The sequence below is a fragment of the Nautilia sp. genome, assembly GCF_053994455.1.
In genome coordinates this window covers 1-19,435 of record NZ_JBMYAU010000081.1, presented here as the reverse complement: position 1 = coordinate 19,435, position 19,435 = coordinate 1, and the positions used below count along the sequence as shown (strand labels likewise).

The following is a 19,435-nucleotide window of genomic DNA, read 5'->3' as shown; positions in this document are numbered from 1 at the left end:
CGTTTTCGGTTTAGGTGCCGTATTAATGGATGTGGAAACATATAAAGACGCTGCGATATATTCCATATATAAACATACACTTAATATTTTTAACGCATTGATTTCACTGTTTTTTGTTGTATTCTGGCTTAGCGGAGGTCTTTTTATAATTAATTTTTTACTTTACAAAAGTAATTCTCTTTTTAGCGAGCTTGAAATACTTTTAGCCTTTTTTGCAATAAATTATATTTTGACTTTACCTATTAATATCTGGGAAAAGCATATCGATAAAAGATTCGGTTTTAATATTGCACCCTGGAGTATGTTTTTTGTTGATGAAATTAAAAAGATCTTTTTATTTATAATCTTCGGAGGAGCATTTTTTGCGGGACTCATTTATTTTATTGAAAATTTTCAAAACTGGTGGCTGTACGGGTTTGTATTTACGTTCGGTGTTGTTATTATGATTAATCTTTTATATCCGTTTTTTGCACAGATGTTTAACAAATTTACTCCTCTTGAAGACGAAGAGCTTAAAGACGCTATTGAGGATATGATGGGAAAAGTTGGGTTTAAAAGCAGCGGTATATATGTAATGGACGCAAGCAAAAGGGATACGAGGTTAAACGCGTATTTTGCGGGATTTGGAAATACAAAAAGGGTAGTATTATTTGATACTTTGCTTAAAAAACTTTCCAAAGATGAAATTTTGGCAGTGCTTGGGCACGAACTCGGGCATTTTAAGCATAAGGATATATTAAAAAACATTGCTGTTGTAGGTGTGATGCTTTTTGTATTGTTTGCTATATTTGGTAATCTGCCCGATACTCTTTTTAAAGAGCTTATGGTGCCTAAAACCGGAGCGAATATAATAATTTTGGCACTGCTTTTCAGTGAAGTGATTTTCTTTGTATTACAGCCGTTTGTAAATCTTATCAGCAGACGCAACGAATTTGCCGCAGATGAAACGGGAAGTGAGCTTGTAAGCAAAAAAGACCTTGCAAGCGCGCTTAAAAAACTCGTAAGCGAAAATAAACATTTTCCGAGAGTCAGCAGACTTTATTCGTTTATTTACTACTCACACCCTCCTATTTTGGAAAGACTTGAAAAGCTGGAGAATGAAAAATGAAAGTATTAATTACAGGCATCAGCAGAGGAATCGGATACGGACTTGCGAAATATTACATTGAAAACGGGGATGAAGTTTTTGCAATAGGCAGAAAAAATCCTTTTGACGATGCGGTTAGGTTTTACAGGCTGGATGTGGGTGCGTATGAGAAAATTCCTCACGCCGTAGAATCTCTTGAAGTTGAAAAGCTTGATTTGGCTATTTTAAATGCGGGAATTTTGGGTGAGATTAAAGAGATGAAGCACTGGAGTGTTAAAGAACTTCAAAATATTTTCGATATAAATGTTTGGGCTAATAAGGTTTTGATAGACGAACTTGCTCCTTTTACTGAAAAAATAGTTGTTATGAGCAGCGGTGCGGCCGTAAACGGAAACCCGGGCTGGGGAGGGTACAGCCTTAGCAAATGTGCGGTAAATATGATGGTAAGCATTTATTCAAAAGAGATAGATTCTAAAATTTACGCTTTGGCTCCCGGAGTTATTGATACCGATATGGTCGAAAAGGTAATAAGCGGTGATCATTCCAAATTTCCAAGCCTTGACAGGGTCGGAGCCGGACGTGTTAGTCTAGAAGAAGGAGTTAAAAGAATTGTTAGAACGCTTGAAAGGCTTGACGAATTTGAAAACGGCAGTTTTGTGGATGTGAGGCTGGTTTAATTCCCTTTTTCAGATGTTATAATTGCGCTTATTTTTTGCAGGAGAAGCGATGAAGCATATAGAACTGTTAACCCTTCTTTGCCGTAACAGAAAGCTTTTGGATGAAGCCTACAAGCAGAAAAAATTAATCTCCGTCCCCGGCGAACTTGTTGAAATAGGGCTTTTTAATAAAGTGGGGGGATATTATTATCTTAATGAAATTTATTTTGCTTTTGTGGATACGCTGCTTGCAAGGGCTGATTTCAGTTATATTGCCGAAGATTTCGACAAAGAACTCAAAAAACTTTTGGAACTCAAAGAAGAATATACCATTAATAAAACTTCATTTGTCAAAGAACTTGTTTTCAGGCTTTTGCATAAAATATATCAGGGTATGAAAAACAGGGACAAAAGAATTCTATCCCTTATAGAAAAGCTTGAAAACGATGAAACAAGCGAGCTGGAGTTTTTGATAAAAGAGGGAAAAAACATCTTAAATGATATTGAGGGGATAATAATCAAAAACGCCCGGATTGTAGATACTTTCGAAAGTTTTAAGAAATTTGCGGAGTTCAGGGAATTTATAAAGGATATGATAATTGACATTATCCGTCTCAATCAAAATATAGACGGTTATTTAAAAAGACTTCGGGAATTTATCTCCCAAACCGAAAAGAAAAGACGTTTTAACCAAAAACTGTTTAAAACGGCCTATATGATTATAAATGAAGACAGTAAAATAGATTCTTTTTTAATAACGAAAAGGTTTGTAATCAAGCATAAATTGGAATATGTTCCCGACGGAGCGTATGTGGATTATGAAAAAGTAAGGAAAATAATAGGTAAATTCACAAAAGAGAAAAAAATCAAAAAATCTCCGGTAAAAAGAGACCTTCGGGAGGTTATTAATCTTATAGACTTAAAAGGACTTATTAAAAGCATAAAAGGAAGCGATGATGTCTTTAAAAGTATAATAGAATATGTTGGAGAGGTGGATAGGCGGCTTTTAAACGAAAGCGTAAGGGTTTTCGTTTATATTATGAACCATTATGACAAACAGCTTGTATATACGAAAGAGTATAATGAATTTAATGTAAGGGTGGTGAAATGGAGAGCGTGATATTCGATATTTTAAGCAAAGGGATAATAATTTCCGCAAATTCTTCAAAATTTCAAAAAGAAGCGACTTGGCTTATGGAAGACGAAAATTATGAGAGTTTAAACAAAACTCTCAACAGACTCGGGCTTTATCTTATAGGTGAGAACGGGTATTTTTATATTAGCAAGGATTTAAAAGCGGATGAAGAGGAGAAATTTTTCAATTCACACAAACAGTTAGTTTTGGCGATAGCCCAGCTTAAAAAAATATTCATTCATCTCGATAAGGGGCATAAAATTAAAAAAAGCGAGTTTATAAAAAGATTCGAATCAAAAAAAGACGAAAAAATAATAAAAACCCTTTTTGACACCGATGATTTGATGGAAATCACCGATAAACTTTTCAGTCTTCTCGAAAGAAATTTCGTAATAGAAAAAAGAAGCGAAAAGGACGAATATCTCGTATTAAACGCTTTGAATTATTATCTTGACATAGTGGATGCGTTAAGCGAAGGAGACGGGGATGAATAAAATATATTTTTTTAACGCCGCGAATTTCGGATTTGCCGAAATAGATTTGAGGAAAAAAAACGTTTTTTTCGTAGGGGACAACGGAAGCGGTAAAACGACCGCCATCAGGGCTGTTCATTTTTACTACAATTCCGATGTGAAGGCTTTGGGAATCGATCCCAATAAGGAGAGTTTTAAGGATTTTTATTTTAAATACGACAACTCGTTTTTAGTCTATGAATTTGATGATTATTTCGTTTTGATGTATAAACGCTCGGGGGATATTAAAAGGATTTTCAGCAGGCAGAAATTTAACGTTAACAGGGTTTTAAAAGGCGAGGAAATCGTTTCTTTAAAAGAGGTTATTGATTATGCCTATGAAGCTTCTTTTAAATACCGCCCGCAAACCAACGAGGAATATAAAAAGATAATTTACGGACTTGATAACGGAAAACTTGATTTTAAACTGACTACTGTTAGAAATTATGCCACTTTTATAAATCTTTACAATAAAATATTTAACGTCAACAGAGCCGTGTTTGATGCCAAAAGTATAAAGGAGATTATTTTTACGACACTTGACAGGGTGGAAGCGGGCGAGATTAATTATGAAGAATTTGCAAACGAACTGATGGATTACAGGCAGTATTTTATTTTTTACAGAAAATTCAAAGAACAATCGGCGAACATAGAAAAACTTTATATTTATAAAAACGCCCTTATCACTCTTCGTAACGACATTCGGGAACTTCTCGGAAAAATAGCCTATAAAAAAGAGATAGAGGAAAAACTCGTAGATGAGATTATCGAAAAAATAGGAAAACTCGAAAAAAGAAAAAGAAAAATACAAAAGCTTTCGGGACGGTTTCACGAAAAAATTAAAAACATAGAAAAAAACATTGAAAAGAGGATATTCGAAATTGAAGCGAAGCTTGAGGAGATAAAAAAACTAAAAGAAACTTTCAATTTAAAGGCCCTTCAAAACGCCGGGAGCCTGAGCGCGAAAAAAGATGAAACCGTACAGAAACTCATAACGCTTCAAACTTCCCTTAACGAGCTTATGAGAGGCATTAAAAATCAGGTTGAAGAAATAGAAGAGGAAATAAACAGACTCAAAAGGGAAAAAAGGATTTTAAAAGAGAAGCAAAAAGAAGAGGAAATAAGAAAAAAAAGGGAGCTTGAAGAAATATATTTCGAAAAGTTTGAAAAAACAGGGGATGAATTTTCACAAAAAGAAAAAAAACTATTAAACGAAATTTTTGAAATAGAAAAGGAAATTTTAAAAAAAGATGATGAAAAAAGGGAATATCAAAAAGAACTGAATGATGTAAATTTCAGATTTTCAAAAAAAGAGGAGGAAATAAAAGAGAATTTTCAGCTGCAAAAAGATAACCTCAAAAACAAAAAAAGAGAACTTATAACCGTAATAGACGAACTTTCGGATGAAATCGTAAAGTTAAGAAGAGAGCTCGCAAGAGATAAAAACGAATATTCGGAAAAAATCGAAAACACCGAAAAACATTATCAAAAAGAGCTTTCGCTGATAGATGAAAAAATAGTTTTTTATCAAAATATACTTAAAACTAACCCCGGGTCTTTTAAAGATTTTCTAAATCAGAATGTGGAAAACTGGGAGGAAGAATTGTATCCGGTAATGGATGAAAATCTTCTGGGAATGAATGTGGAGGATTTGCGTCCTAAAGTGGTGAGTGAGAGGGTTTTCGGAATAGAGCTTGACAAAAGCAGACTAAAGTCCGTACCTACGATGAAAGAGGCCGAGGAAGCCGTTGAAAAGCTGAAAATAAATAAAGAATCGCTTATTAAAGAGCTTGAGAACAAACTTGCCATTCTTGAAAAGGAATTTAAAGCAAAAGAGATAGAAACGACATCCAAAATCGAACTGAACGAGGAGAAAATAAAACAAACGGAAAAGGAAATAAATTTAATCGATAATGAAACGGATAAAGTGAACGAAAAATTAAAAGAAGAGCTTAAAAGATTAAATTCGTTAAAAGAAGAAGAAATAAAACTGATAAAAATCAATATAAACAAAAAAGCGGAAGAGATAAAATCCCTTAACGAAAAAATATCTCGGATAAAAAGAAACATAAAGCAGCTAAAAAAAGAACTTTCGGCGAAAAAAGAGGAGTTAAACAGACAAAAAGAGAGGGAATTTCAAAAAATCAAAAAAAGCCTTGAAGAAGAGTTCAAACGAAAAGCGGATGAAATAAACGGCAAAATTAACGAGCTTAACATCAAAAAAAATAAAATTTCAAAAGACGAAAGGGTTGAGGAACTAAACGCGGAAATATCCGATGTTAAAAAATATCTTGCGAAAATAGAAGACGCCGAGATGTTTTTAAAAGAATGGGAGGAAAAAAGAGGCTTTGTGGAGAATGAAGAGAAATTTAAAAGAGAGCTTTTAAAATTCAGGGAATATGAAAGTAGGATTGACGAGTTTTATTTGTTTCTTGAAAGAAAACTGAACGGAAAATTCTCCGAAATAGAAAAAAAACTGAATGAAAAAAACCGGGAACTTGAGGTGGTAAAAGAGGGACTCAAAAAGGTCTCTTCAATGAAACTTCCCGAAGATAAAATCGAAACCGACGAATATTTAAGTATGCTTGCGGACGAGCACAAAAGAAAAGAAGGGGAGTTTAAAGACAAAAAAAGAGATTTGACCGATGTGGCGAATAATATAAAAATAGCTTTAAGCCGTTTTGTGATAGACGGGCTTGAAGTGAATTTCAATCTTGAAAACCTTGCAAATCTCGTGGATGAAGAAATAGAAAAAGTGGATGAACTATATATTTTTAAAGATAAAAAATTCGAACTTTTAAATAAAACCCGTTTGAAAGGGCTTAAAAACTTAATCGGCGGGATTTTGGATAAAAAACTCGATAATTTCGAAGGGGCGAAGGAAGATTTTTTAAAACAGGTAAAAAGAATCAACGCAAATTTAAGCAAAGTCGATTTCGGGATAATAAGAGGCATTAAAATTGAAATTGAAGAAACTAAAAGAAACATTTTAAAAATTTTTGATGAAATAAAAGACAATATTCAGGATCTTGTAATACTGCTTGAAAGTGAAGAGAGTCTGTTTTTTGACAAAGCCGAGAGTGACAGAAGACTCAGAAAAATAGAGGATCTGTTTAATATTATTAAAAAAGAAGTCAAAAGCGAAAGTTTTACCTTGATTGATGTGGTCGATATAAATGTCAGGTTTATTGAAAACGAGAAAGAAAACACCCTGAAACTCATCAAAAATGAAAGCTCAACGGGTGGATCTATTTTGCTAAAAATCGCAATTGCGGTGAGTCTGCTTGAGCTTTTCATAAAAGAAAAAGCCTCACTTTTTTTGATACTTGATGAGGTAAGCGTTTTATCTACCAAAAACCAGAAACTTTTGAAAGAATACGTAAACGAAAGAGGGCTTGGTGTTATTTACGTAACTCCCGACCTGCCTCTTGTTGAGGTTGAAGATATCGATATATACAAATTCAGAAACGTAGGCGGTGAGTTTGAAGTTGTAAGACTTATCGGAGAAGAGGGGGTTAGGATAAATTGAGAATGGAAAATGGAGAATGAAAAATGATAATATTGCTTTTGGAATGTGGAAGGATATAAAAATTAAAATAGATACATTAAGAAAAAATGAGTATAAAAATAAAATTAAAATAATTAGTGATATAATTTAAGAAAGAGATAAATTGAAGAAAAACAAGAATTTTTAAATAAAATTAAATATAGAAATTTATGCAATGATTTTCCTACAAAATGTGAAAATATTAAAAATGCTTTTAGATTACATTTTGAGTATATGGAAGAAATTATCCATTGAGTAAACAAGGAGTAAATGTTTTGAAAAAGAAAATTGAAATTTGTGAAAAGTATAATATTACAGAAAAAGATATTATAGAAGCTATTGAACAATATAAAAGAGAAGGTGGAAATGAATCAAAAATATATGATTTAATGCATGAAAATAGTTTTTATCCTGCAAAAGATTTATGTAAAAAAGCACTTATAAAAAATGGAGCTTCAGAAAATGAAATTAGAGATTTTAAGAGCAATGAATATATGAGAGAATATTTAGAAAAATTAGGATTTGAAATATTTATAAAAAAGAAAGCAGGGGAGTTTGTTAAAGAACATATACCAAAAATTATTGAATATTGCGAAAGTCATCCTGACGAGTTAGTAAGATTGCAAAATAAAGAATATTCTAAAAAAGTTATTGAAACAATACCTTATCCTTTTATAAAAACTGTTAGTAAAATAAATGAGGAAGATTTAAATGATAGATATTGGCGGAAAATATATAAAATTAATGGAAATGATATTCGTTTTTGTAGTCAAATAGGAGGAGGAAGTATATATAGTGATGGCAGAACAAGAAGTCAAAGAGATGGAGAAAGTTTTTTAAAGTATTTAAAAGATAAAGATATACTTTTAGATGACTATAAAAATAAAAAAATTAGATTTATTGTTGAAAACAATACAGATGATAATTTTGATAATGTATCAAAAAAGGAAAGCAAAATGACAATAAATAATCAACAAAAAAGACTTCCCCTCAATCAAATCCTATACGGACCTCCGGGGACGGGGAAGACTTACAGTGTGATTGAGAGGGCTTTGAGGATAATAGGGGAAAAAGAGGATTTGGGAGAAATTAAAGATATTTTAAATAAAGATAAAATTACTAATGAAGAGAGGGAAAAATTAAGAGAAAAATTTGAAGAGTATAAAAGTAAGGGTCAAATTGAATTTATAACTTTTCATCAAAGTTTCAGTTATGAAGAGTTTGTGGAAGGGCTTAAGCCGGATTTAGAAAGTGAAGATATTAAATATAAAATCGAAGACGGAATTTTTAAAATTATTTGTGAAAGGGCTATGAAAAGTAATAATTTTGATGATGTATATGCCAAATTATTAGAAGAAATTGGTGATAATGAAAAGGAATTTAAAACTAAAACAGGTAAAATTTTTAAGGTAAAAGTTAATTCAAATGGTAATTTATCACTTTTAACTGGAAAAAATTTTCAGCAAAATGGTGTTTTGACAAAAGAAAATTTATATAAATTAATTTTTAAAAATGAAAAAATGGGTTATTATCAAAGTTATTTTGAATCTGTAGGATATTATTTAAAAAATTTAGGATTGATTATTACAGACAATAAAGATAAAAACTACATCCTCATAATAGATGAAATAAACCGCGGGAATATTTCTAAAATTTTTGGTGAGCTTATAACCTTAATAGAAGAAGATAAGAGGCTTGGGAACTCTGAAGAGATAAAAGTAAAACTTCCTTACAGTAAAGAGCCTTTCGGGGTGCCGAAGAATTTGTATATAATCGGGACGATGAATACTGCTGACAGGAGTATCGCTTTAATGGATACGGCTTTAAGACGTAGGTTTGAGTTTGTTGAAATGATGCCTGGATATGATGATTTGCCGGAGGATATTAACGATATAAATATTGCCGAAATGCTAAAAGCTATGAATGAAAGAATTGAATTTTTATACGACAGAGACCATACAATCGGACACGCTTATTTTATAAGTATTGAGACTTTTGAAGATCTTCAAAATATATTTAAAAACAAAATAATTCCGCTTTTAGCCGAATATTTTTATGACGACTGGGAGAAAATAAGGCTTGTTTTAAATGATAACAGATTTATAAAAGAAAAAGAGTTCAAATATATCGGTAATTTGGAAACGGATGAAGAAAAAAGAGTATATAAGATTAATGATGACGCTTTTAACGATAAAGAAAACTATATAAAAATATACGATGTTGAGGCTTAGTAATAAACATTTTCAGGTAATAGAATACGAAAAAATATCAAAAAACGAAATAGATAATAAATATTTCAAAGAGCTTGAAGATATAGCACAAACGACTCAAATTTTGGCGTATTCTAAAAAAGGGGTTTTAAAGTCTCAAAACTATGTGGGGATTATCCAAACAAAAAGCGGATTTGTGTTTGAGATACTGCCTAAAATTTCGGTTGGTAACGATTATGAAGAAAGTAAAAAAATATTAATTGAAATGATAAAAACACTCAAACACCATCCTTTCAAAAACATTTCAACCGCAAATCTAAAAACCGGCAAAATGCCGCTTTTGGAAATTTTTATCTCTTTTTTCCTAAAAGAACTTGATAAACTGATAAAAAAGGGGATAAAAAGAGATTATATTTCCCGGAGGGATAATCAAAAATTTTTAAAAGGCAAACTGTTAATAAACGAGCATATCAAGAGAAATTTCGTTCATAAAGAGAGGTTTTTTGTAGAATATGACGAATATATTGAGGACATCTTAGAAAATAGAGTAATTAAAAGCGCTCTTAGAAGAATAAATAAACTCTCAAAAAATTTTGAGAATCAAAAACGAATAAGAGAGTTTTTGTTTGTTTTTGATGGTGTGGGGGAGATTAAAAGTTTGAGTGAATTAAAAAAGATTCATATAGACAAAAGCAAAAAATATTATGAAAACGTAATAGAAATATGCAAAATTTTTCTTGACGATAAATCTTATACGCCGTATAAGGGAAGCAGTGTTTCTTTTGCCGTGCTTTTTGATATGAATAAGCTGTTTGAAAGTTTTGTGGGGTGCTGTTTTAAGAAGTTTTCAAAAGAAGTGAAACTTCAGCATAAAAAATTTCATCTTTTTGATGTGGAAAAGATATACGGGCTTATTCCGGATATAGTTTTTGAAAATAAGATTTTCGATACCAAGTGGAAAATAATTGAGTCTTTAGGAGATATTTCGGGAAGCGATTTTTATCAGATGTTTGCGTATGCTAAAAAATATGATTCAAAAGAAGTAACGCTTATTTTTCCTAAAATTTATGAAACAAAAGATAAGGAACTCGGATTTGAAGAAGAGTATAAATTAAAAATCGTATTTTTCGATTTAAGGGATTGTAAAAAAGAGGTAAATAGGATTTTGAATGAGAGAGGACAGGTTTTACCGTATAATTAAAGAAATAAAAAGCGGCAGTGTAAAAAACGCCAAAGACAGAAGAGATATTTTAAAAAAGGCGTATGAATTTGCCGACAGGGAGGATTTATTAAGGTATTTTTTAAAATTTGAGGGGAAAGAGGCTGTTATAAAAGATGAGGGGATTTTTGAAAGATTTATAAAAAATTATCTCGGATGTGGGTTTGAAAAATACGGGGAATATGAGAGTAAAAAAGATCTTGCGTTGGTTTATAAGAATACAAAAGCCAAAAATCTGCATACAAGTGATATCACAATAATTCACAGAAAAAGAGACTCTCTTCCTCAAATTTTTTATGACGCTTTTAAGCCGGAGATTAACGGAAGAGTTGTTGTGGTTGAGAATTATGAAAGTTTTTTGAGGATTGATTTTGAGTGGTTTGAAGAAGTGGATTTTATATATCTTGGAGGATACAGCAATAAAAAAACGGCGGAGTTTTTGAAAGATAAGGATGTTTTGTTTTTCGGGGATTTTGATTTTTTCGGAATGATGATTTTTGATGTGCTTGAATGTAAGAGTAAGGAGTTTTTTATTCCGGATAATTTGGAAGAGCTTTTTAAAAAACATCCGAATCAAGATTTGTATTTGAAACAGAGATTTATCGAGGATAAAGTGAAAAAAGTTGATGAGGTTTATAAACTGATAAAAAAACACGCGGCGGTTGTAGAGCAGGAGGTACTTAATAAATGAAAATAAAAGATTTTATAAAAGAGACAAACGGAAGTTACATACTTGAAAAAGTTTTAAATAAAGATAAAACATGGATATATTTGAATGATAATATGAAAGTACCGAAAGAGGCGACTCAGATTTTGGAAAAATTAAAATCGGGGTATCCTATTGAGTATATATTTGAAGAAGTATGGTTTTACGGGGACAGGTTTTATATAAAAGAGGGTGTGCTGATTCCAAGGGATGATACGGAAGTGGTGGTGGAAAGAGCGATACAATTAATCAATGGAAAATGGAAAATGGAAAATGAATGTATGGTTGTTGACTGCTGTACGGGAAGCGGAGTGATAGCAATAGAAATTGCCAAGCATACAAATGCCAAAGTAATCGCGACTGATATAAGCGATACGGCGATAGAAGTATGCAGAAAAAATATTATGTTAAGCGGGGCGGATAATAAAGTTAAAGTTGTAAAAGCGGATTTGTTGTCTATAAAAAGCAGTTTAAATCAAGAGGAAATAGAACAGAATGAGATAATAAATATAAATGAAATTGAAAAATTCGGATTTGAAATTGAAAACGGGTTTATAAAAGCCGATATTTTAGTCTCAAACCCGCCGTATGTGGAAAACAGCTGGAAAAAACCAAATGTTTATGAGCCGGATTTAGCATTTTACGGAGGGGATGACGGGCTGGATATAGTAAAGGAGCTTATCCTTAAAGTAAAAGATCTGAAATACAAAGCCGCGGTAATAGAAATAGGGTATAACCAAAAAGATCTTTTAAGTGAATTTTTAAAAGACAAGGCTGAAAGTTTTGAGTTTTTTAACGATTTGGCGGGGAATATAAGAGGGGTTGAGATATGGTTTGTGTAAACTAAATCTGTAAATTTACCTATATGCTTTACACTTTTTGATAAATTATGTATAATAAATGTATAAATATGGATAAAAGGTTTGCGTTTGGATTATGTAAAAAAGATAGAAAAACTTCTTGAACACTTCAAATACTCCACAAAACTGGCAGAGGCTCTTGACGTAAGTAGAATGAGTATACTCAATTGGCGTGATGGTGGAAATATTAGTAATGAGAATAAGTTTAAGATTGATGTTTTGTATAACAAATATATATACATTCCAAATTTAAAAAAAGACGAAGTGGAAAAGTATATAAAAAAGGTCTTATCGTATGATGATAAAAAACTTTTGGGATCTATTGATTTGATTGAAGAAGTAAGCAAAATCCAAGCGTACGGCTCTTATGAAATTGAGGTAATTAACGCAAACAAAGAAGAGTTTGAAAGGGTAATTGAAGGAAATTACGTCCAAAAAGATATCGAAAAAAGAAAATTTTTAGAAATGAATAATTTGGCGTTTTTAACCAAAAAAATCATTAAAGACACAATAGAAGGAAAAATAACAAAATTAACGACAGATTTGATAAAAAACTGGCATTTTGTACTTTTTTCAGGTATCAGGGATGATGCGGGAGAATATTCAAAATATATTCGTAAAATTAAAAACAGTGATATAACTCTTACGTTGCCAGAAGACATAGAAGAAGAGATGGAATATTGGGTTAAATTATATTCAAACGTAAACAATATATACGATATTGCAAAGGCTCACGAACATTTTGAGCTTATTCACCCTTTTGGAGATGGAAACGGAAGAATAGGTAGGCTTATAATGGTTCATCAGTTTGTAAAACTAAATATTTTACCGCCGCTTATAAACAACCAAAACAAATCTTTGTATTATATTACGCTTGAAAAAGCACAAAAAGAAGGTGATATTTTGACTTTGAGTTTTTTCTTGGCAAGTGCGATAGAAGAGATGAGAAAAAGATTAGTTTAAATATTTTTTGAGTTTTGGTAGGGCAATTGTAGAAGCAAGCGTTAAAACAACCGTAATTTCAAATGTTTTAAACAGACCAATCTTTTCCCCCATAAGTCCTACAAGATAGACTATAACGGAGCTTACTCCGAAGTTTATTCCCATATAGATGCTATTGACAAATGTAGGTTTGTCCGTTTTGAGATCATGTACAAACGCCAATAAAACCGGTGATGATGTAAAAAGGAAAAATCCAAGAGGTGCAAGTAAAATCCAAAGTGCGTTTTTGAAAAAGAGTAAAAAAAGTATTAAAAAAAGAGCCGAGCCGACGCTTGAAATTATAAGCATATTTACCCTTCCGATTTTATCCGAAAATCTTCCCGCAAAAAATGCACCCAAAATCCCGAACCCCTGAAGTACTCCAAATGCGATACTTGCACTCTCTACACTGTAGCCATTATGTGTAAGAAAGAGCGGCAGGTAAAGCGATATTGCGTATTTTGAAGTGTAGTTGAAAAGAATAAAAATCGTAAGCATTGTAAAAAAGGGCTTTACTTTATTTAAAACGCCTTTTATTTCGCCTTTTTCAAATTTTTTGGCGTTAAATGTCGTTTTGTAGTCTTTGAGTTTAATGTATAGAAAAATGCTTGAGAGTATTCCGATAGGTGTAAGTTTCCAGATACCATCCAGCCCCCAGACGGATATTACTCCTGCCGCCAGTATAGGACCCACGGTTCTGGCGCTTTCCCCACCGACCATAAAATAGCTCATTCCCTTACCACTCTCTTTGCCTGAGAATTCTTTTATCATTGTTGGGCTTGGAATATGGAAAAAAGCCGCACTTATTCCTGCGATAAAAAGCAAAAATAAAGCAACCGCGTAAGAAGAGGTAAGGCTCAAAAGCCCCATTGATACCGCGGTAATTGAAGGAGTTAGGATTACAAAATATTTGGCGTCGTTTCTTTCGGCGATAAGACCTAAAAGAGGATTGAATAGTGAAGGAATTTTTCTTGCGATATCCAAAAAAGACGCCTGTGTAAGGCTGATACCGAGCCTTTCAATAAGAAGCGGCAGAATGGGAGCCAAAAGGGCAGAGAAAATATCGTGTGTAAAATGTGCGAACGAAATTAATAAAACTTTTGATTTTTGAAACTGTTTCATTTGATTTTTTCGTTTAGTTTGATGTATTCCGGTTTTGTTTCTATGCATTGCATTGCTGGTGCGGCTTTCGGGTCGTCTCTGAAGACTACTACGCAGTGCATTTTCGGATATCCCTGGGTGTCAAACTCATATACCCTCGGATTGATTCCGCTTGTTTCTATTGTGTAGCTTAGGGTGTTGACTGTTTTTTTAAATACTCCTACTAAACTGTTCCAGTTAAAAGCAAATGAAAAAGTTGCAATAAGTGCAAAAATGATCAGTTTTTTCATTTTGTATCTCCTTAAAAATGTAAATATTTGGCAATTCCGTCCAATAACATCTGGACGGAGAGTGAAATTAAAAGCATACCCATAAGTTTTTCAACCGCACTGAAAACACGGTTTGGGATGATTTTGGAAAATTTGAGTGAAAGTATAATAATTAACGCACTTAATGTCCATGAAATTAGAGAAGCTCCCAAAACCTCGGAAATACCGTACTGTGATGAAAATAAAATGAGTGTGGCCAGGAGTGAAGGTCCTGCAATCATCGGAATTGCTATTGGGACGAGGTAGAGTTCGTTTTCTTTTCCGAACATCGGCTCACTGCTCGGGAAAATCATTTTAAGTGCGATTAAAAAAAGAATTATCCCTCCGGCTATGGAAATGGACTCTTCCCTGAGTCCCAAAAAGTTCATAATGTTTTTGCCGAAGAATATAAAAAGAAAAATAACCACAAACGCAAAAAAAAGCTCTCTTATAATAATCTGTAGTTTTTCTTTGTCGTTATAGTCTTTAAGCAGTGAGAGTATTACCGGGAAGTTTCCGAACGGATCCATAATAAGAAAAAGTGTTATGGCAATATGCAAAATATCCATAATCCGCCTTTAAAATTAGTGTATAATTATACACAAAAAAGGCTGATATGGATATCAATAAACTCCTCTCTTCAAAAAAGCTCTTAACCGAAATATACTTTGATCTGCAAAAATATTACGATTCTATTTATCCGAACGCAGTTGTATTAATAGAAGTCGGAACATTTTTTGAAACGTATGAGGCCGAAGGCGTGGGAAAGGCCAGGGAAATAGCGAATGTATTAAACATACAGTTAACCAAAAAAAACAAATCCATCCCTGAAATAGACGTTAAAAACCCTCTTATGGCAGGATTTCCGAATCATGCACTTGATCGATATCTTGAGAAACTGATTGAAGAGAACAAATATACAATCATACTTATAAAACAAAAAGGAACGCCTCCGAATGTAAAGAGGTTTCTAAGTGAAATAATATCCCCGGGGGTCAATCTTGAATACAACAAAACACCTGAAAATTACGTAACTTCTATAATTGTTGAAAAATATTCTGCATATCATGTGGGGTTTGCAAACGTGGACGTTACAACGGGAAAAAGCTATGTTTACGAAAACTATTCCACAAAAGACGACCCGACTTTTGCTTTGGATGAGCTTTTCAGGCTTCTTCAGACGTATAAGTCAAATGAAATTATCCTCACGCTTAAAAACGTAGAGTGTGACGAAATTGTAAATTATTTGGAGCTTGACGGTAAAAATATTATAATAAACCGCACAAGAATGGATATAAGTTATCAGAATGAAATATTTAAAAGGGTTTACAACATTCAGAGTCTTCTTAGCCCCATTGAAGTTATGAATTTTGAAAAATTCCCTTTGGTGACGGAGTCTTTGGGAATACTGCTTGAATTTGTAATAGCACACAATAAAGAACTTCTTACAAAATTAAAAGAGCCTGTTTTGATTGAAGATGAAAAATTCGTCTATCTCGGTAACAATCCTATTAAACAGCTTGAAATTTATAAAGTTTTAAAACTTATAGACAAAACAAAAACCGCCATGGGTAAAAGGCTTATAAAAGAGAGGCTTTTTAACCCAATCCGTGATGAAAACGAGCTTGAAAAGCGATACAAATCCGTCAGCTTTATGCTTAACCGTTATAAAGAGTTTGAACCGCTTTTAAGGGATATATACGACCTTGAAAAGATTGACAGGAAAATAAAACTTAAAAAACTCCACCCGTTTGAGCTGAGTTTCCTGCTGACATCCCTTGAGGCGATAAGCGAAATTTACATCAAACTCAAAAAAAGAACAACAAAAATCGATAATTTCAGTGATTATATAAAGAGAAATTTCGAGCTTGACAAAATAAACGTAAAACTTGAAGATATAAAGGAGAGTTTTTTTAAAAGGGGTGTGGACAAGGCGCTTGACGAGCTTATTGATGAAAAAGAGAAATATTATAAAGATCTTTTGAGCATTAAGAAAAAAATAGAAAGCCTGGGGGATGTTAAAGTTGAGATAAACCAGCTTGATAAGGAAGGCTTTTATTTTACGCTTACCAAAAACAGATTCAATATGATAAAAGAGAAGTTTCATGAAACGTTTATAGATATAGACGGGGGGAAACTCTTTTTTGACGATTTGAGGATTAAACAACTTACCAACAGCGTGAAAATCAGCGGTGACAAAATTGAAGAGATCAGCGATAAAATAATCGCACTTCAAAACAAAATCATAAAAAAAACAACCAAACTTTTTATTAAAAAACTTAAGGAGATTGAAAGGGAGTTTGATTTTCTTAATTCCCTTTCCGATGAAATCGCAAAAATAGACGTGGCACTCAGCAGTGCAAAGATTGCAAAAGAGTACAACTACACAAAACCTAAAATCAAAAACGTTAAGGCAAGGTTTAAAAACTTAAGGCATCCGCTTATTGAAATAAACCAGGAAAACGGCGTTTATGTTCCTAATGATATCGATTTTAACGAATACGACGGAATGCTTTTATACGGAATCAACAGCTCGGGTAAAAGCTCGCTTATGAAAAGTGTCGGAATTGCGGTGTTTTTGGCTCAGGCGGGCTTTTTTGTGCCTGCAAGCGAGATGGAATTCAGTCCGTATAATGCGATATTTACAAGAATTGAGGCGAGTGATAATTTAAGCAAGGGGCTCTCAACCTTTGCGGTTGAGATGCTTGAGCTTAAAAACATATTCAACCGAGCAAACGAAAATTCTTTAGTACTTGGTGACGAAATAGCGCACGGTACGGAAACCACTTCAGCCCTTGCCATTGTGGCGAGTGCCGTTATCAAACTTGCAAAAAGAAAAATAAACTTTCTCTTTGCCACACACCTACATCAGCTTATGGATATAGATGAAGTCAAAAACCTCTCAAATGTTGTGGCAAAACATCTTGAAGTGTGGTTTGACGGGGAGAAACTCGTATACGACAGAAAACTGAAAGACGGAAGCGGAAGCAGTGTTTACGGGCTTGAATTTGCAAAATCGATCTATATGGACAAAGAGTTTATCAAACTTGCTGAAAACATACGTAAAAAACTAACCGACGAATACAGTGAAATCGAGCTTCTTTTGAAAAAGAAAAAAAGCAGATACAACAAAAACCTTTTTGTCACCACATGTGCGATATGCGGCAAGCCGGTGGAAGACGTTCATCATATAAAGGAAAAAGAAAAGGCGAAAGAGGGCTTTATTAATCATATGCCGGTACATCACAAATACAACCTCATACCTTTATGCAAAAAACACCATAAAATGGTTCATGAAGGAAAAATAAGAATAACCGGGTTTGTTACTACAAGCAAAGGGATTGAACTGCATTTTGAAGAGGCGGATTAGACGATGTCTTTGACCTCTATTTTGAATTTATTAAACCTGAATTCCGCTTCTTTAAGGTAGTAAAAAAATTTATCTTTTTTTATGCCTTTGAATTTTGTAATAAAATTTTCAAAATATTCCCAAAACATTGGTATGTTTATGTTTTGTTTGATTTTGATTATATGGCTTTGGCGAAGCAGTTTTTTGATTTCTTCCGGGTCCATATTTTCATACACTTTCATATCGTTAAGTAATATGTTGTATATTTTGCCTCCGTAATCAATTGTCAGGAAATTTTGGGCTTTATATATTGATTTTATATCTTTTTTGTTGGTTTTCGGGATATAAAGATATTCGTCAAATTCCGTAATTTCATTTTTTTTCAAAAACTCGTCTTCGCAGATCTTTGCCATAACCTCTCTGATATGCTGTATTTCTTTTACGACGCTGGCGTATGCGAAGCCGTATTTTTCGGCAATTTGACTCGGGGTGTATTCCAATAAGAATGCATACAGTATTTTTGCTTTTCTGTCAATTTTTTTCAGTGAGAATTTTCTTTTGCATTTGGCGCATTTATAATAGCCGTCTTTTAATTTATACAGGATATAATGGTCGCAGTAAACACAGCTCATTTTATTCCTTTAAAGTTTTGTTCTGAAATTATATAAGAAAAATTAAAATTTAAGAAAAATTTAAGTTTTTGTGTTATCATTTCAATGACCCTTTTAGAAAATCCCTCTCTTTGGAGTTATCACATGAAAAAACTTGTTTTATTGATAGCAGCGATAATTTTAAACGCGAAAATTATTACAGATTCGTTAAACAGAAACGTAAATATTCCTGATAATGTTAAAAAGGCTGTAGCCGTAGGGCCGGGGGCGTTGAGGCTGGTGGTTTATCTCCGCTCACAAGACAAAATTGCGGGAATTGAAAAAAGAGAAAAAAAATTTATTTTCGCACGTCCTTACATACTCGCACATAAAGAGCCGCTTAAACTGCCTGTGGTCGGAATGGGCGGTGTGAATGTGCAGATTAACCTTGAAAAAATCATTTCATTAAAACCCGACGTAATAATCGCCGGATATATTTCAAAAAGCAGAGCCGATATGATAACGGCAAAAACAGGCATCCCGGTTGTGGTGATAAGTTACGGGAAGCTCGGGACGTTTGCCAATGAAAAACTGTTTAATTCGATTAAAATATTAGGAGAGGTGTTTAATAAACAAAAAAGAGCCGAAGATGTAACAAAGTATATTAAGAATCTTGATAAAGATATCAAAAAAAGAAAATTCAAAACCGATAAAAAAATATACATCGGTGCCGTGGCATTCAAAGGACTTCACGGTATAACTTCAACCATGCCTAAATTCCCTCCTTTTGAGATGTTAGGTGTTAAAAACGTAATAAATTCAAACGCCAAATCACAGATTTTTATAAATAAAGAAACGCTTTTTAAGCTTAATCCGGATGTGATTTTTATAGACGAAAGCGGAATGAAATTTATTAAAGATAGTTTTATAAAACATCTCAAAGCATATAAAACACACGAAATTTACGGGATACTGCCTTATAACAATTATATGACCAATATAGGAACGGCTTATGCGGATACATATTATATCGGCAAAGTTCTTGCACCCGGAAAATTCAAAGATATCGATATTAAACAAAAAACTGATGAGATTTATAAGTTTTTGGTGGGCAAACCTTGTTATAATTCGATGGCTGAATTTTTCGGAGGATTTAAAAAACTGTTTTAAAGGG

16 protein-coding genes are annotated in these 19,435 nt (G+C 32.9%); 12 read left to right on the top strand and 4 right to left on the bottom strand.

Annotation, left to right across the window (positions count from 1 at the left end; genetic code table 11):
- From ACXJIE_RS06120 to ACXJIE_RS06075, 10 genes are all read left to right on the top strand, one after another.
- Positions 1-1,108, top strand: a 1,108-nt coding sequence (locus ACXJIE_RS06120) for a M48 family metallopeptidase (RefSeq protein WP_456480087.1), incomplete at its 5' end; no start/stop codon positions are given.
- Complete coding sequence (locus ACXJIE_RS06115; protein ID WP_456480086.1) at positions 1,105-1,764, top strand: SDR family NAD(P)-dependent oxidoreductase; 660 nt, start codon at positions 1,105-1,107, stop codon at positions 1,762-1,764. The genes ACXJIE_RS06120 and ACXJIE_RS06115, both read left to right, overlap by 4 nt.
- Before the next feature lie 49 nt (positions 1,765-1,813).
- On the top strand, positions 1,814-2,863 hold the full coding sequence (locus ACXJIE_RS06110) for a hypothetical protein (protein ID WP_456480085.1): 1,050 nt from the start codon (positions 1,814-1,816) through the stop codon (positions 2,861-2,863).
- On the top strand, positions 2,851-3,372 hold the full coding sequence (locus tag ACXJIE_RS06105) for a condensin complex protein MksE (RefSeq protein WP_456480084.1): 522 nt from the start codon (positions 2,851-2,853) through the stop codon (positions 3,370-3,372). The genes ACXJIE_RS06110 and ACXJIE_RS06105 overlap by 13 nt, the downstream gene beginning before the upstream one ends.
- Positions 3,365-6,919: an ATP-binding protein gene (locus ACXJIE_RS06100; RefSeq protein ID WP_456480083.1), complete on the top strand. Its 3,555-nt coding sequence runs from the start codon at positions 3,365-3,367 to the stop codon at positions 6,917-6,919. The genes ACXJIE_RS06105 and ACXJIE_RS06100 overlap by 8 nt, the downstream gene beginning before the upstream one ends.
- 293 nt (positions 6,920-7,212) lie before the next feature.
- Positions 7,213-9,168 (top strand): McrB family protein, encoded by a 1,956-nt coding sequence (locus ACXJIE_RS06095; protein WP_456480082.1) that lies wholly within the window; start codon positions 7,213-7,215, stop codon positions 9,166-9,168.
- Positions 9,155-10,348, top strand: a complete 1,194-nt coding sequence (locus ACXJIE_RS06090; RefSeq protein WP_456480081.1) for an McrC family protein — start codon at positions 9,155-9,157, stop codon at positions 10,346-10,348. Before ACXJIE_RS06095 ends, ACXJIE_RS06090 begins: the two co-directional genes overlap by 14 nt.
- Positions 10,317-11,057, top strand: a complete 741-nt coding sequence (locus tag ACXJIE_RS06085) for a Wadjet anti-phage system protein JetD domain-containing protein (protein ID WP_456480080.1) — start codon at positions 10,317-10,319, stop codon at positions 11,055-11,057. The genes ACXJIE_RS06090 and ACXJIE_RS06085 overlap by 32 nt, the downstream gene beginning before the upstream one ends.
- The gene (locus ACXJIE_RS06080) at positions 11,054-11,914 is read left to right on the top strand and encodes a N5-glutamine methyltransferase family protein (RefSeq protein ID WP_456480079.1); all 861 of its coding nucleotides are present in this window, start codon (positions 11,054-11,056) and stop codon (positions 11,912-11,914) included. The genes ACXJIE_RS06085 and ACXJIE_RS06080 overlap by 4 nt, the downstream gene beginning before the upstream one ends.
- 87 nt (positions 11,915-12,001) lie before the next feature.
- Positions 12,002-12,895 carry a Fic family protein gene (locus ACXJIE_RS06075; RefSeq protein ID WP_456480078.1) on the top strand — a complete coding sequence of 298 codons (894 nt, stop codon included), beginning with the start codon at positions 12,002-12,004 and terminating at the stop codon, positions 12,893-12,895.
- On the opposite strand, the gene ACXJIE_RS06070 is transcribed toward ACXJIE_RS06075, so the two are convergent.
- Genes ACXJIE_RS06070 through ACXJIE_RS06060 form a run of 3 tightly spaced genes read right to left on the bottom strand, consistent with a single transcriptional unit; the run spans position 12,887 to position 14,891 of the window.
- Positions 12,887-14,035, bottom strand: a complete 1,149-nt coding sequence (locus tag ACXJIE_RS06070) for an MFS transporter (RefSeq protein ID WP_456480077.1) — start codon at positions 14,033-14,035, stop codon at positions 12,887-12,889. The genes ACXJIE_RS06075 and ACXJIE_RS06070 overlap by 9 nt on opposite strands.
- A complete protein-coding gene (locus ACXJIE_RS06065; RefSeq protein WP_456480076.1) occupies positions 14,032-14,304 on the bottom strand; it encodes a hypothetical protein in 273 nt (90 codons plus the stop codon). Before ACXJIE_RS06065 ends, ACXJIE_RS06070 begins: the two co-directional genes overlap by 4 nt.
- Positions 14,305-14,315: 11 nt before the next feature.
- Positions 14,316-14,891 carry a MarC family protein gene (locus ACXJIE_RS06060; RefSeq protein ID WP_456480075.1) on the bottom strand — a complete coding sequence of 192 codons (576 nt, stop codon included), beginning with the start codon at positions 14,889-14,891 and terminating at the stop codon, positions 14,316-14,318.
- Positions 14,892-14,938: 47 nt separating this feature from the next.
- Here ACXJIE_RS06060 and ACXJIE_RS06055 point away from each other — a divergent pair, with 47 nt between their 5' ends.
- Positions 14,939-17,692, top strand: a complete 2,754-nt coding sequence (locus tag ACXJIE_RS06055) for a MutS-related protein (protein WP_456480074.1) — start codon at positions 14,939-14,941, stop codon at positions 17,690-17,692.
- Here ACXJIE_RS06055 and ACXJIE_RS06050 read toward each other — a convergent pair.
- A complete protein-coding gene (locus tag ACXJIE_RS06050; protein WP_456480073.1) occupies positions 17,689-18,303 on the bottom strand; it encodes a hypothetical protein in 615 nt (204 codons plus the stop codon). The two genes, ACXJIE_RS06055 and ACXJIE_RS06050, sit on opposite strands and share 4 nt — an antisense overlap.
- A 123-nt stretch (positions 18,304-18,426) precedes the next feature.
- Between ACXJIE_RS06050 and ACXJIE_RS06045 the strand changes: the two genes are divergently transcribed.
- Positions 18,427-19,431 carry an ABC transporter substrate-binding protein gene (locus tag ACXJIE_RS06045; protein ID WP_456480072.1) on the top strand — a complete coding sequence of 335 codons (1,005 nt, stop codon included), beginning with the start codon at positions 18,427-18,429 and terminating at the stop codon, positions 19,429-19,431.
- The last annotated feature ends 4 nt before the right edge of the window (positions 19,432-19,435 follow it).